Origin of the sequence: Arthrobacter sp. CAN_A212 (genome assembly GCF_015752345.1) — a bacterium.
Lineage (GTDB): Bacteria > Actinomycetota > Actinomycetes > Actinomycetales > Micrococcaceae > Arthrobacter_D.
Genome location: NZ_JADOUT010000008.1, coordinates 89,198 through 103,819 on the forward strand (window position 1 = coordinate 89,198; position 14,622 = coordinate 103,819).

Genomic DNA, 14,622 nt, shown 5'->3' on the forward strand with positions numbered 1-14,622 from the left:
AAACGTGGCATCGGTAGTGTGATGTAGACCATATTCGCACGAGCGTTATTCATATGGGATTCAATGCAATCGTTTGCGCTGAAATTTCGCATACCGCCCGACGACCTCGACGGAAGGCCCCATTTTGCACACTCCAAGCCACGCGATCGAGGCAGCCGAGCGGTTAGGAGCCGGGATCACCGAACTCTCCGACTACCGTGAGGCCTCCCGCCCGGGATGGACCCGGGATGTGTTCAGCGAGGCCTACCGTGAGTCCCGGCAGTGGACAGGCCAGCGCATGAAAGACGCCGGACTCGAGGTGCACACCGATGGTGCCGGCAACATCGTGGGGCGGCTTCCCGGAACCAACCCCAACGCGCCCGCGCTAGTCACCGGATCCCACACGGACACGGTCGACGGTGGCGGTCGCTTTGACGGGATCGTCGGAGTGCTCGGGGCGCTCGACGCGGTTCGCCAACTGCGGGAAAGTGGCACCTCCCTGACCCGGGACCTCCTGGTGGTCGACTTCTTTGGTGAGGAATCCAACCCCTACGGGCTCAGCTGCCTCGGCAGCCGCGCCGCCGCCGGCGAGCTGACCGCCCAGGATCTGGACCGCACCGATTACCGGGGAGTGACCCTCGGTGAAAGCTATTCAGACTTCGGTCTCGACCCGGCCGCCACCCTCAACTCCCACTGGGCCCGCAGCACCGGGTTGCACGCTTTCCTCGAACTGCACATTGAGCAGGGCCCCACCCTCGAGCAGCGTGGACTTCCCCTCGGGATCGTTACCGGCATCGCGGGAATCCAGCGGCTCCTCGCGGTCTTCACTGGTTCACCTGACCACGCCGGGACAAGGCCGATGACCGACCGGGCCGACGCCATGGTTGCCGCCGCCGAGGCGGTCCTCGCCGTGAGGAGGGAAGGATGCGGTGCACCCACCCATGGCGTGGCAACCACCACCCGACTCGAATCCGAGTCCCGCTCGCCCAACGTGGTTCCGTCGCTGGTCAGGATGACCAGCGAGGTGCGGAGCGTCGACGCGGACTGGCTTTCCGGCGTCAAGGGCCGGCTCGCCCACGAAATTCTGGACCAGGCCAGCCAGCACGGTGTCGACGTCGACTTCACCTGGTCGACCGACAACGAGGTGGTCCAGACCCACCCGGGTGTCCACGACACCGCAGCGCGGGTTGCCGACACGCTGGGTGTCCCCTGGATGCCGGTCCCGAGCGGTGCCACGCACGACGCCGTCCACATGGCGACCCTCGCGCCGATGGGCATGATTTTTATCCCCTCCAAGGCCGGCAAGAGCCACTGTCCCGAGGAATGGACAGACTTCACCGATGTCGCGACCGGCGTTACCGCCCTCACCCAAACACTGATCGCCCTCGACCAGACAACCCTTTCCCATCATGTCTAGACCTTCCCCGTCAATGATCCGTCACCCCAGCCCCCTGGAGCAGTCATGAAAACCGCAGTCATGCCCGGAGGATCCACCGATATCCTCGCCATCGCCAACATTCCCATCCTGTGGATTCTGGCGATCGGTGTTTTCGGAGCGATCATCCTTCAATCAGTGATCTACATGCGCGCAGCCCAGAAGGCGGGTCCCTCCGCCAACATCTCCCAGGCCGAGCTGAAGACCTCGTTCAGGGCAGGTGCCGTGGCAGCGATCGGACCTTCGCTCGCGGTGGTCCTCGTCAGCGTCGCGCTCCTGACCCTGTTCGGCACCCCGGCGGTGCTGGTCCGGATCGGCCTGGTGGGATCCGCCGCCACAGAGTCGGCTTCGGCGTCGCTCGCCGCGGCCACCATGGACGCCACGCTGGGTGGACCGGACTACACGCAGACGGTCTTCGTTGTCGCCTTCATGGCCATGAGCATGTCCGGTGCCATGTGGATGATCGCCACCCTCGCCCTCACACCGCTGCTGAAGCGGGGTGATTCCAAACTGCGCCACGTCAACCCGGCGCTGATGGCGATCGTCCCCGCGGCCGCCCTGATCGGTGCCTTCGCCAGCCTGGGCATTGCCGAGTTCGGGAAAACACCGGTGCACATCATCACCGTGATCGTCTCAGCCCTGGTGATGGGTGTCTGTCTCTTCCTCGCCAAGACGCTGTCCGCCGCCTGGCTCCGGGAGTGGGGCCTCGGTATTGCCATCCTGGTGGGCCTCGCGGTCGCCTACTTCGCCCACACCGCCGGCCTCGCTCCCGCAGCGGCCTGAGCAGCACCCTCCACGAAAGGAACAAGCCATGACCTTTACCGCCACTGCTGAACAGACCGCCGCCGTCGACCAGTTTGATCGCACCACTTCCCGCTGGGGACGCATCACCATGATCATCGCGCTGATGTTCTCCCTCTCCGCTCCCATCTACCTTGTCCTGTTCACCGATCTCGGCATCACCTCCGGGATGATCTGGACCGCGTTCTTTGCCGTCGCTGCCGCCTTCTTTGTCCTCTGGTTCGTCGAGCCGATCACCTACTACCCGGTCCTCGGACCCGCCGCCATGTACCAGGCATTCATGATCGGCAATATCGCCAACAAACTGCTTCCCTCAGCCCTGGTGGCCCAGGCGGCCGTGGGGGCAAAGGCGGGAACCAAGCGCGGCGAGTTCTCAGCGCTGATGGCCATCTGTGGGGCCGCGATGGTCCACGTCTTCTCGATGCTCCTGTTCGTCGGGGTGCTCGGCACCTGGCTGGTCAGCATCATTCCCGCCGATATTGTCGACGTCGCCCGGCTCTACATCTTCCCGAGCATCATCGGCGCCGTACTGGTGCAGCTCATCGTCACGATGAAGCAGCCCCGGGTGACGGTGATCGCCGTCGTCGTCGCCGTCGTCGTCCTGTTTGTCGTGGTGCCCGCCGTTCCGGCCCTCGCCAAGCCGGCCACCGGAATTGTGGTGCTGCTGACCGCCGTGCTGGCCTGGTTTCTGCGCTCCAGGAACTCCGACGCTGCCGCGGTCCAGGAACACCCCGTTATCTAGTCCGCCGCCTTCACCATCCCCTCCACGATAGGAACCCCATGACCACCGAGACCACCCCGCTCGAACTGTCCGCCGAACACCGCACCGCCATGCACGAGCTGTACCGTCATCTGCACGCCCACCCCGAACTGTCCATGCAGGAAACCCGGACCGCCGACTACATCCTGAAGGCACTCACCGAGCTGGGAATCGAAGCGTACCGGTGCGGCGGGACCGGCGTCGTCGGCGTCCTCAGCAACGGCGAAGGCCCGGTTGTCGGCTTCCGCGCCGATACCGATGGCCTGCCCATGCAGGAAGATACCGGCCTTGACTTCGCCAGCCAGGCGAGGGGCAACCTTGCCGACGGCACCGAGGTGCCGGTGATGCACGGGTGCGGTCACGACACGCACATCACAGCAGCGCTCACCGCGGCCCGGTTGCTCAGCGAGGGGCTGGAGACCTGGGCGGGTACGGTGGTGTTCATTTTCCAGCCCGGTGAGGAGACCGCCGCCGGGGCCAAAGCCATGGTGGAGGACGGCATCTGGGACAGGGCGCCCAAGCCCGAGGTGATCTACGGCCAGCACGTCTGGCCGGGTCTTGCGGGCACCGTGAATATCAGCCGTGGCACGGCGATGGCCATGGCGGATTCCTGGAAGATCACCGTGCAGGGCCGGCAGGCGCACGGGTCCCAGCCGGATCAATCGATCGACCCGATCGTGCTCGGCGCCCACATGGTGGTGCGGATCCAGACGATCGTCGCCCGCGAGGTGCACCCCATGAAGTCGGCCGTCGTCACGATCGGCACGTTCCACGCCGGGCTGAAGGAGAACATCATCCCCGACACCGCCGAATTCTCGGTCAACGTGCGCACCTTCGACCCCGAGGTACGGGAGCGGGTGCTCGACTCCCTCCGCCGCATCATCAAGGCGGAGGCCGACGCATCCGGAGCCCCGGCGCCGTCGATCGAGGAAATCTCCAGCTTCCCGCAGTGCTACAACGACCCCGACACCACCGACGCGCTGATCAAGGAGTTCCATCTGACGCTGGGCGAGGGCTCCGTCAACGAGGTTCCACCGGTCATGGGCAGCGAGGACTTCGGATTGTTCGCGACGGCGATCGGTGTGCCCTCCGTGTACTGGATGTTCGGCGCCTACAGCCAGGAACGGCTCGACGCCGACACGCCCCTTCCCGGCAACCACTCGCCCCACTTCGCCCCCGATATCGAACCGACCCTCACCACCGGCGTCCGTGCCGCAATGGCAGCCATCCTTTCGAAAGTTGCGCGATGACCGGCGGGCCCATGGATCTGTCGGCGACAGCGCTGACCAGCGCCATCCGCCGTCGCGACATCTCTGCCAGGGAAGCACTCGAGGCTCACTTCGCCCGGATCGACGCGGTGAATGCGAGGATCAATGCGGTGGTGACCCAGGACCGGGACGGCGCGCAGCGGCTGGCCGCTGCAGCTGACGAGCTGACGGCGTCGGGCGCGCTCTTGCCGCCTCTGCACGGCCTGCCGATGACTCACAAGGACACCAACAACACCAAGGGGATGCGGACCACCCAGGGATCGGTCATCTTCAAGGACCATGTGCCGACGTTCGACGATCTGGTGATCGGCCGGCTGAAGACGGCGGGGGTCGTGACCACCGGGAAAACCAATGTGCCCGAGTTCGCCGCCGGATCGCACACGTTCAATGAGATTTTCGGTACCACCACCAACCCGTATGACACCACCGTCAGCGCCGGGGGGAGCAGCGGGGGAGCCGCCGCTGCGATCGCGTCCCGTATCCAGCCGCTCAGCGACGGCAGCGACATGGGCGGGTCGCTGCGCATCCCGGCCTCGTTCTGCAACATTGTGGGCTTCAGGCCGTCGGTGGGGGTCCTGCCCATGGCACCCACCCGCAACGCGTGGGCCTGGCTGGGCCGGACCGGGCTGATGGCCCGCGACGTGGAGGACATCGCCCTGGGAATGAGCGCGGTTGCCGGCGCGCATCCGGAGGTCCCGTACCCCTACCCGTTGGGCAGCAAGCGGTTCAGTGACCCGTTGCAGCGGGATCTCACCGGTTTGAGGATTGGCTGGTCGCCTGACTTTGGGTTGGGCGTCCCCGTGGAGAAAGAGGTGCGGCGGGTTCTGGAATCCCAGCTGCAGGTCTTCGTGGAGCTGGGGGCGACGGTCGAGGAGGCGGCCCCCGACCTGCGGGATGCGGACCAGGTGTTCGGCACCACACGGGCGTTCGATTTTCTGCTGGCTTATGGAATTCTCCTGGAGAAGCACGGCGACGTGATCAAACCCGAGGTGCGGTGGAACGTGGAACAGGGCAAGGCGTTGACTGGCCGCGACCTGGTCGATGCTGCGCTGGCCCGGACCCGGTTGGCCGGGAGGGTGGCCGGTTTCTTCAAGAGATTCGATGTCTTCGTCACCCCCGCGGCCCAGGTGCTGCCCTTCGACGCCACGCTGCGCTACCCCACGTCAGTGGAGGGGATCGAATGTGAGACCTATCTGGACTGGATGCGGTCGGCCTGCCTTATCTCGGCGACGGGACTGCCGGCAGTGTCTGTGCCCGCGGGCTTCAGCACCACCGGGCTCCCGGTCGGTCTGCAGCTGACGATGCCTCACGGGATGGATGTTGACCTTTTGCAGGTGGCGTATGGGTTCGAGCAGGCCACCGGTTACGCGAAACAGGCCCCCACCCTCTGATCGACCCAGCCACCCTGCCCACCCCGCTACGCGGTGGTGCGGGGTGAGTGTGGTCGCACCCTCATCCGATCGGACTAGACCGGGCGGGGGAGTCGGACTGCCGGTCCCGCTGGCTACACTGGCATCCATGATGGATTCCGTGCGCCCAGTACCGCGAAGGCCGGACCAGTGAATCTCCTCGCATGGCTCAGGCTCCACACCGTCGACAGCCAGGACAGCCGCTGGGAACGTCCCGGCCCCACCCGTGACGAGCTTCGCAGGGATGTCATCGGCGTCATCGTGTTCGCGCTGGTCAGCGCCCTGGCCCTGGAACTGTCCCGTGGCTTCGGTATGGTCTCCGAGGATAACCATCCGGTCTGGGTTCAGCACCTGGTGCTGGCATCGATGATCCTGCCGCTGGTGCTACGCCGACGATATCCAGTGATTGTCATGCTCGTGATGTCAGCCCTCTTTATCGCCCTCAGCCTGTTCTCACCACTAGTTTCCCTCCAGCTCTCCTATCAGGTCGCGTATTTCGCTTCCCTTTACTCGGCCGTCGCCTGGGCCAAAGATCGGAGAGTGCTCTGGCTGGGGACAACAGTGGTGGTAATCGCGATGGCACTGTGGCTGATCCTCGCGCTGACGGTAGCCAATACGTTCGACGCGATTCTGGCGCAAACCGAGGACAATGCCGACTTCACCGGCGGAATCCTCGACCCATTGCTATCGATAGCCCTGTACAACTTCCTGGTGAATTTCGCCTATTTCGGCGGCGCAATCCTGGCCGGCATGTCCTCCTGGCGCAGGGCACTGCAGCGCACCCAGCTTGCCGAGCAGGCGGTGCAGCTCAGTGAGCAAGCGGAAGAGTTGGCACGGCGGGCCGTCGTCGAGGAACGCTTGCGCATCGCCCGTGAACTGCACGACGTCGTCGCGCACCACGTTTCAGTGATCGGGGTGCAAGCCGGTGCCGCCCGCCGGGTGATCGACAAGCGCCCGGACGTCGCCGTCGAATCGCTACGCACCATCGAGGAGGCCAGCCGCCAGGCGGTGACCGACATGCGGAATCTTCTCGGCGTGCTCCGGTCCGAGGGTAGCGAGCCCGGAGAAACGAACGACGGCGACCGGAGACCGGAGCCCGGGCTCGACGACCTTGAGGACCTGGCACGCCAGCACCGGGAGCTTGGGCTCACTGTCAGCTTCGGCCGGGTGGAGGACATTCCCGGCGCGCTCGCCGAAATTTCGGCACCGCTGGCACTGTCGCTGTTCCGAACGGCCCAGGAATCCCTGACCAATGTGCGACGGCATTCAACCGCCGGTGCCGCCGTGATGACCCTGCGTACCGGTCGTGCGGGGGAGCAGCGGTGGGTAGAGCTCGAAACAGTGGACAATGGGATGCCGCGCACCACATCCGACACCGGGTCCGGCTTTGGTCTGCGGGGAATCCGCGAGCGGGTGGCCCTGCACCGGGGCACCGCTGAGATCGGGCCGCGCTCGGAGGGTGGCTGGCGGGTTCGCGCCAGATTCCTGCTCCACTAGATACTCCACCGATCACGCCGCGCCGCTCTTGATCCACCTGCTGGACCATCATCCTTACCACCTGCTGAACCAACTGCTGAAGGACACCCATGGACTCCATCCGCGTGCTGCTCGCCGACGACCAGGCCCTGGTCCGGGCGGGATTCGCCACCATGCTCTCCATCGAAGACGATATTGAGGTAGTCGGACAGGTCACCAACGGTCAGGAAGCGGTTGACTTCGCCAGCCAGCACGAGGTCGACGTCATCCTGATGGATGTCCAGATGCCAGTGATGGACGGCATCCAGGCAACTGAGCTGATTGCCAGGGCGCACCGGGGCAAGGTCATCATCCTGACCACCTTCGAGCGCGAGGACTATCTCTTTGACGCGATCCGCAGCGGTGCCAGTGGTTTCCTCCTGAAGAATGCCGACCCCGACGATTTGATCGCCGCCGTGCAGGCTGTCGCCGGAGGCTACGCGCTGCTTGCCCCCGAGGTGACAGTCCGGGTGATCGAGCGTTTCGCCCAGTCCCTCGAAGCTGCAGGGACCGCATCGGCGGGAGCGCAGCCGAGCAGTGAACACCGCAAACGCCTCGATTCCCTCACGCAGCGGGAGAAGGAAATTCTCGCGAGCCTGGCCACCGGGCTCAGCAACGCCGAACTCGCCAGCAGGTTTTTCCTCGCTGAGGCCACCGTGAAGTCGCACGTCTCCTCACTCCTCGCGAAGATCCAGGTGCGGGACAGGGTGCAGGCGGTGGTCTTCGCCTACGAGAGCGGACTCATCCGTCCGGGGGAGTAACAGGTTCAGCCTTTTGGCTCATCTGGTGTGGGGCGCTGCTGCCTAGGCTTGACTCCAGGAAGACAACCAGGAGGAAACCATGCTGCAGGTCCAGAACCTCACGCGGCGCTTCGGCGAGAACCTCGCCGTCGACGACGTGAGCTTCACCGTCCCAGCCGGGAAGATGACCGGATTCGTCGGCGCCAACGGGGCCGGCAAGACCACCACCATGCGGATGATCATGGGGGTGCTCGCCGCCCACGGTGGTGAAGTGCTCGTGGACGGCAGGCCCATCACCGCCGATGACCGGTCCACCTTCGGCTACATGCCTGAAGAACGCGGGCTCTACCCCAAACAGCCGATCCTCGACCAGCTGGTCTACCTCGGCCAGCTGCACCGGATGACTCCCTCCGACGCCCGCGCCCAGGCGCAGGACCTGCTGGACCGGTTCCAGCTCGGCGGTCGGGGCAAGGACAAGCTTGAATCCCTGTCCCTGGGTAACCAGCAGCGCGTCCAGATCGCCGCATCCCTGCTCCACCGGCCGACGGTACTGATCCTGGACGAGCCGTTCTCCGGTCTCGATCCGGTCGCGGTGGATTCGATGGTCGAGCTTCTCCGTGATCGTACCGCTGAGGGTGTTCCCGTGTTGTTCTCCAGCCACCAGCTGGATCTCGTCGACCGGTTGTGCGACAACCTGGTGGTTCTGCAGGAGGGCCGGCTCGTCGCTTCGGGGTCCGGTGAGGAACTTCGGGCGACGGCACCCCGGCGCCACCGGTTGACCGTCACCCCGGACGCCGGGTGGGTCCGCGAGGAAGCAGGAGTGCGGGTGATCGACGTCGCCGGTCAGGACGCCGTGGTGGAGCTCGACAATGATGACACCGCCCAGCGCCTGCTCGCCACCGCAATGACCCGCGGCAGTGTGCACGAATTCAGCCGGATCAGGCCAAGCCTGAGCGAAATCTACCGGGAGGTTTCCCAATGAGCACCGAGACACGCGTCAAGAATCGTGACGGGAGCGCGCCGTCGCCACAGGATGCCCGCCCCCGGTCAGCGGGGACCCAGCCACCCTGGCTGATCGTGACCCTGCGGGAGGTCATGATCAAGGTCAGGGACCGCAGCTACGCGATCAGTACGCTGGTCACCCTGGTGTTGATAGTTGCTGGGATTGTCTTCAACGCCTTCGTGATGAACCGCGGCGACGACTACATCGTGGCCGTCCAGTCGGATTCTGCTACCACCGTCGTCCAGCTCGCCGATGAGGCGGGCCGGGCCGACGACGGCAACGTCACCTTCACCGCCGTCGAGGCGGGCTCCGACGATGCCGCCGTTGATCTGGTGCGCGCCGAGGAAGCCGATGCAGCACTGCTGCAGGGAGCCGGGGGCGCCTGGCAGCTCACCGGAAATACCGAAATTGATTCAGGAATCAGCCAGCTGGTGGGTGAGGCGCTGAACGCATTTGTCCTGGAAAGCAATGCCGCCGCTGTCGGCACCACTGCCGAGCAGCTCCTCTCCGGTGCCGAGCTGGAACAGACACTGCTGGAGGGCAGTGCCGAGAACCAGTTGCTCGCTACCATCGCCGGCTTCGTGTTCAGCTTCCTCTTCTATATGGCGTCGATCATCTTCGGCATGGCAATCGCCAACTCGGTGGTCGAAGAGAAGCAGAACCGGGTGGTGGAAATCCTGGCCACCGCCATTCCGATCCGTCAGCTCCTCTATGGGAAGGTGCTGGGAAACACGATTCTGGCCATGGTTCAGCTGGCCCTCTACGGCGGCGCGGCGCTGCTGGCGCTCAACCTCACGGGCACCGCGGACCTGGTAGGGAGCATCATTCCTGCCTCCGGCTGGTTCCTCGTGTTCTTCCTCTTCGGATTCCTGATCCTCGCAGCCATCTGGGCGGTTCTCGGGTCCCTGGCCAGCCGGCCCGAGGACCTGAACAACAATTCGACTCCGGTGATGGCACTGATCTTCGGTGCCCTGTTTGTCGGGTTGTTCGCCTCGGGCCAGTTCCTGGTCATTGCCTCCTACATCCCGGTGGTGTCCTCCGTAGCGATGCCGATCCGGGTGCTGAACTCACCCGTAGCACTGTGGGAGCCGCTCCTGTCACTGGTGATCGCGCTGGCCGCGGCCGTCGCGTTGCTCCACCTCGGCGAGAAGATCTACCGCCGAGCCGTCATGCAGGGTGGGGGAGCGCTGAGCCTGAGGAAAGCAATGAAGCTGGAACGGTAGCAACCATCGAAGTGGTCTCCGCCGGGTCAGCTAGGGCGCCCAGGTGGAGACCACCTCGATGATAGAGAACCGTTTGGCTGCCTCGGTGTCCTCGAAGCTCAGGCCCAGGGGGACAGCCATCACCCCGTAGTCACCTGGTTCCAGATCGGGTCCGAGGCTGATTTCGAAGGTGTAATTGCCGTCGGCGTCGGCGTAGGTGACCGGGTAACCAATCAGCGAATAGTCACTCTGAATGGGTGTGAAGATGACCTGGATCTCCGCCCCCGGCGCGTAGCCCGAGCCGACGATGTTCCAGGTGGTACCGACATGGCGGACAACCCGCTGGCCATCCCAGGTGGAAACCAGTTCCAGGTTGTCGTAGCTTCCCGACAGCCCGGGAATCGGTGGCTCCGACGTCTCAGTGATCGGCTCATCCGTTGGCTCCGCGGTTGGCTCAGCCACCATGGTCGGCTCGCTGGTTGGTTCAGGAGTGACCTCAGCGGTCGGTTCAGGGGTGGTCGGCTCAGCGGTGGGTGCAGGGGAGACCGCTGCAGGCTCAGTCGTCGGTGCGGCCACGGCAGAGTCCGAGGGAGTCGATGCGGGGCTGGGCGACGCCGTCGCGGCGGGTGCGGAACTTGTTTCAGTGTCGGTTGCCTCGGCCGCGGGTCCAACGTTAGCGGCGCAACCCGTCAGGAGAAGGGCGGCGATGGACAGGGCAAAAAAGGGCGAGAGCTTCTTCACGGGCGGTGCTTTCAGTGAGACGGTGAGTAGATGTCTTGGACACTACAGACGCGACACGCCAACTGACAGCACAACTTGGTTACGTGGTCGAACCGTTATAGAGCGACCTCGGCGGGAGTCGGGTTCGAGGCATGGGTTTATCGATCAGTCAGCTGAGGGGCTGTGCCTGACAGTTGTCGAATACTCGTAGCCCTCCCGGACCAGCAATAAATTCGGTGGGGTCTTGGCCGGTTGGGTCAGTGAGGGAATCAGTCATCGGTCACCGATTCCTTCGGGTCAGCTCAGGCACAGGCAGAACGGATGACCGGCGGGGTCGAGGTAGACCCGGAATGTTTCGCCCGGTTGGACAGCAGCCTTGATTCCACCCAACCCAAGCACCACCGACTCGCCGTGATCGAGGTCCTGCACCATCAGGTCAAGGTGCATCTGCTGCGGAGCGTCCTGCCCCGGCCACTGAGGCGCGCGGTAGTTCTCCACCGACTGGAACGAAATGCAGTTGCTTCCGTCATCCGGCCGGATATCCGCCCACCCATCGTTGACGTCAGAACGCCAACCCAGGATTTCGCCGTAGAACGCTGCGAGCGACGGAGCGTCAGGACAGTCGATGACCACACTGGGGTAGCGAGCAATAACCATGCCGGAATCCTACTGCCAGACCCGGTCAATATGAAGGCACACCCGAGGCATCCACTGTCCTGATGGGTGGCGTGGCCAGCTAGCCAGAGCCTCAGCCAGTAGGGCTGTTCCCCAGGGCTTGCAGCGCCCGGGCAGCAGACCCACCAAGGTTCCAGTCCCCGGTAAGCTTCTCGATTCGTTTGAGCTGCTCAGCATCGAGGGGGCGGATTTCGGCATTGAACCCGCCGAGGTCCAGGTCACGAACCACATTGACCACGGTTGGCGCGACGGCCAGGTAGTCAGCGGCGCCGGTGATCCTGGCCCGCATCGAAGCTGACATCGTCGACGCCGGGTCGCCAGCGGCTGCAATCACCCCGTCCAGGTCGACAAACTCCTGCAACAGACTCGCAGCGGTCTTGTCGCCAATCCCCGCGACACCGGGCAGTCCGTCGGAGGTATCCCCGCGGAGGGCAGCAAAATCCGCGTACTGGCCGGGGAGGACCTGGTACTTGCTGACCACTGTCGCATCGGTCAAGACCTCGAGCCGGCTCATTCCGCGGGCGGTGTAGATCACGCGTACATCACCGCGGTCGTCGACCAGCTGGAACAGGTCGCGATCCCCGGTAACCACGTCCACCGGTGTATCCGATTGAGCCGCCAGACTGCCGATGACGTCGTCGGCCTCGTGCTCGGGCGCGCCGATCACCGTAATATCGAAGGCCGCCAGAATCTCGCGGATACGCGGAATCTGTGCCACCAACCCGGGTGGCACCTCTTCGACGTCGACGCCGTCCGTGACCGCCTTCGTCATCCGGTGCTCTTTGTAACTGGGTATGAGATCCACCCGCCAGGCCGGGCGCCAATCATCATCCCAGCAGGCAACCAGGTGGGTGGGCTCGTAGTCGGCAACCAGCCGGGCGATCATGTCGAGGAGGCCGCGGACAGCATTGACCGGGGTTCCGTCGGGGGACTTCAGGGAGTCCGGCAAACCGTAGAACGCCCTGAAGTAGAGGGAAGCCGTATCTAGGAGCATCAGGCGGTTGAGCAATTAGGGATCCTCTGTCTTGGGGTCCTCGGTCGACTGGTTGTTTCTGCCGCCGGAGGTATACCGGCGCATCATTCGCCGAGCCGGGCCCGCCCAGGACAGCAGCAGGAGAATGGTGAAGAAGTGGTTCATCATTCCGCCCAGGAGATTCACCGGAAGGATCTGGGTGATCAGAATGAGGATCAGCGCCGCCCCGATCACGGCCTTGGCAATGTTCAACACCCTGGTGCTGACCGGGAGCGGCCACGGGTGAAGTTCCACCGTCGAAGAGTCCGCACGTTCTTGCTTATCCACCGGTACGCTCCCCTTTCGTCAGCCACCAGAATACCCCGCACGCGGAGTCCCGCACTATTGGCGTATTCTCAACATGAAGTGGTGCCGGACTGATGGTCTTACGCGAAAAGGAACCCCCGTACATGCCTATAAAACCCGGCACCCACCCCTGGGCGCGCGCCCGATGGGCGAAGGTACTCGTTCCCGCCGTCGCCGGCCTGCTTGTCCTGGCCGGTTGTGGTGTGGCGCAGCCCGCCGCGCAGCCGACGGCGATCAGCGCCGTCCGTGCCGCGGACGTGTCCGTCACCGGTGCCGGATGGCTGCACACCGACGGCGGCACTATCCGCGACACAGCGAACAAGCCCTACGTCATCAGGGCCGCCAACTGGTTTGGTCTGGAGACTCCCGACTGCGTTCCGCACGGTCTCTGGACCATCAAACTCAACGATGGTCTCCGGCAGATCAAGTCGATGGGCTTCAACACCATCCGCCTGCCCTACTCCAATCAGTGCATCACCTCGGGCAAGGTCAGCTCGGACACCAACTTCTACGCCAACCCCGATCTGGCCAGCAAGAGCCCGCAGCAGGTGATGGACCTCTTGGTCGCCAAATCGAAGGCTCTTGGACTCAATGTGATTCTTGACCGTCACCGCCCTTCCTCGAACGCGCAGTCGGAGCTCTGGTACACACCCCAGTATCCGGAAGCCAAGTGGATCGCCGACTGGAAGATGCTGGCCGCCCGGTACAAGAACGAACCGACGGTGATCGGCTTTGACCTCCACAACGAGCCGCACGGGGCAGCGCGGTGGGGCGGCGCCAATCCTGCCCAGGACTGGCATGCGGCGGCAACCCGGGCGGGGAATGCCGTCTTGGCGGTCAACCCCAAGCTATTGGTCATCGTGGAGGGCGTCGAGGCGCAGGGTAATGACTCGTGGACGTGGTGGGGTGGGGGTCTCGCCGATGTCGCGAAGAAGCCGGTGAAACTGTCGGTGCCCAACCGGGTGGTCTATTCGCCCCACGATTACCCTGCCTCGGTCTATCCGCAGAAGTGGTTCGCTTCCCCCAACTACCCGGCGAACCTGCCGGGTATCTGGGACGCCAACTGGGGGTTCATCGCCAAGCAGGGGATCGCCCCGGTGCTTGTCGGCGAGTTCGGTTCGAAACTTGTGACGACCTCGGACAAACAGTGGATGAGCAAACTGGTCTCCTATCTGGCCACCAACGGAACGAGTTTTGCCTACTGGTCCTTCAACCCGAACAGCTCCGACACCGGGGGCCTGCTGAAATCGGACTGGCGCACCCCTGAGACGGCAAAGCTGGCCGCGCTGCAACCCATCCTGCGACCCGTGGCCGTACCTGCCGTGACCCCGAAGCCCAGCGCGTCACCGACGCCGAAGCCGACGCCGAAGCCCAGCGCGTCACCGTCGCCGAAGCCAACGTCGAAGCCCAGCGCGTCACCGTCGCCGGTTCCGCCGACTGGTGCACCCGCAGTGTCGGCCCAATGGTCGGTGCAGAGTTCCTGGGCGGGCGGCTACGTTGCCACCATCACAGTGAAGGCTACCCGGGATGTGAGCTCGTGGTCGGTGACCTTCACTGATCCGCAGGTGATTGGCGTAGTCAACTCCTGGGGTCTGAAGTGCACCTCGGTGACGAAGAGGTCTGTCACCTGCGTCGGGACGGACTGGACCACGAGCCTGCGGAAGGGCCAGACGGCCACCATCGGCCTGCAGGTCAACTCTGCGACTCCGCCGGTCAATCCGAAGGTCACGGTGACCGCCAAGTAGCCCGCGTTAGGAAGCCACGTAGTTCCGCGCCAGGAAGCCACCTAGCTCCCCG

At 64.5% G+C, this 14,622-nt stretch carries 14 protein-coding genes; 10 read left to right on the forward strand and 4 right to left on the reverse strand.

Annotated elements, in window-relative coordinates; genetic code table 11:
* The first annotated feature begins 124 nt into the window (after window positions 1–124).
* From IWX64_RS08300 to IWX64_RS08340, 9 genes are all read left to right on the forward strand, one after another.
* The gene (locus IWX64_RS08300; protein ID WP_245345677.1) at window positions 125–1,396 is read left to right on the forward strand and encodes a M20 family metallo-hydrolase; all 1,272 of its coding nucleotides are present in this window, start codon (window positions 125–127) and stop codon (window positions 1,394–1,396) included.
* 45 nt (window positions 1,397–1,441) lie between these two features.
* On the forward strand, window positions 1,442–2,197 hold the full coding sequence (locus IWX64_RS08305; protein WP_196866661.1) for a DUF5058 family protein: 756 nt from the start codon (window positions 1,442–1,444) through the stop codon (window positions 2,195–2,197).
* Between the two features lie 28 nt (window positions 2,198–2,225).
* Window positions 2,226–2,957: a hypothetical protein gene (locus tag IWX64_RS08310; RefSeq protein ID WP_196866662.1), complete on the forward strand. Its 732-nt coding sequence runs from the start codon at window positions 2,226–2,228 to the stop codon at window positions 2,955–2,957.
* 38 nt (window positions 2,958–2,995) lie between these two features.
* Window positions 2,996–4,225 carry an amidohydrolase gene (locus IWX64_RS08315; RefSeq protein ID WP_196866663.1) on the forward strand — a complete coding sequence of 410 codons (1,230 nt, stop codon included), beginning with the start codon at window positions 2,996–2,998 and terminating at the stop codon, window positions 4,223–4,225.
* On the forward strand, window positions 4,222–5,634 hold the full coding sequence (locus IWX64_RS08320; protein WP_196866664.1) for an amidase: 1,413 nt from the start codon (window positions 4,222–4,224) through the stop codon (window positions 5,632–5,634). Before IWX64_RS08315 ends, IWX64_RS08320 begins: the two co-directional genes overlap by 4 nt.
* Window positions 5,635–5,802: 168 nt before the next feature.
* Window positions 5,803–7,149 carry a sensor histidine kinase gene (locus IWX64_RS08325; protein WP_196866665.1) on the forward strand — a complete coding sequence of 449 codons (1,347 nt, stop codon included), beginning with the start codon at window positions 5,803–5,805 and terminating at the stop codon, window positions 7,147–7,149.
* A gap of 89 nt (window positions 7,150–7,238) precedes the next feature.
* Complete coding sequence (locus IWX64_RS08330) at window positions 7,239–7,928, forward strand: response regulator transcription factor (protein WP_196866666.1); 690 nt, start codon at window positions 7,239–7,241, stop codon at window positions 7,926–7,928.
* Window positions 7,929–8,007: 79 nt separating this feature from the next.
* On the forward strand, window positions 8,008–8,889 hold the full coding sequence (locus tag IWX64_RS08335; RefSeq protein ID WP_196866667.1) for an ABC transporter ATP-binding protein: 882 nt from the start codon (window positions 8,008–8,010) through the stop codon (window positions 8,887–8,889).
* Window positions 8,886–10,133, forward strand: coding sequence for an ABC transporter permease (locus tag IWX64_RS08340; protein WP_196866668.1), 1,248 nt, complete (start codon window positions 8,886–8,888; stop codon window positions 10,131–10,133). The genes IWX64_RS08335 and IWX64_RS08340 overlap by 4 nt, the downstream gene beginning before the upstream one ends.
* A 30-nt stretch (window positions 10,134–10,163) precedes the next feature.
* On the opposite strand, the gene IWX64_RS08345 is transcribed toward IWX64_RS08340, so the two are convergent.
* The 4 genes from IWX64_RS08345 to IWX64_RS08360 form a co-directional block, all read right to left on the reverse strand.
* Window positions 10,164–10,853 carry a hypothetical protein gene (locus tag IWX64_RS08345; RefSeq protein WP_196866669.1) on the reverse strand — a complete coding sequence of 230 codons (690 nt, stop codon included), beginning with the start codon at window positions 10,851–10,853 and terminating at the stop codon, window positions 10,164–10,166.
* A gap of 276 nt (window positions 10,854–11,129) precedes the next feature.
* Window positions 11,130–11,489 carry a VOC family protein gene (locus IWX64_RS08350; protein ID WP_196866670.1) on the reverse strand — a complete coding sequence of 120 codons (360 nt, stop codon included), beginning with the start codon at window positions 11,487–11,489 and terminating at the stop codon, window positions 11,130–11,132.
* A gap of 91 nt (window positions 11,490–11,580) precedes the next feature.
* Window positions 11,581–12,501, reverse strand: a complete 921-nt coding sequence (locus IWX64_RS08355; protein WP_196866698.1) for a 5'-3' exonuclease — start codon at window positions 12,499–12,501, stop codon at window positions 11,581–11,583.
* A gap of 15 nt (window positions 12,502–12,516) precedes the next feature.
* Window positions 12,517–12,807, reverse strand: a complete 291-nt coding sequence (locus IWX64_RS08360; protein ID WP_196866671.1) for a hypothetical protein — start codon at window positions 12,805–12,807, stop codon at window positions 12,517–12,519.
* A 122-nt stretch (window positions 12,808–12,929) separates the two neighbouring features.
* Between IWX64_RS08360 and IWX64_RS08365 the strand changes: the two genes are divergently transcribed.
* Window positions 12,930–14,570, forward strand: a complete 1,641-nt coding sequence (locus IWX64_RS08365) for a cellulase family glycosylhydrolase (protein ID WP_196866672.1) — start codon at window positions 12,930–12,932, stop codon at window positions 14,568–14,570.
* The last annotated feature ends 52 nt before the right edge of the window (window positions 14,571–14,622 follow it).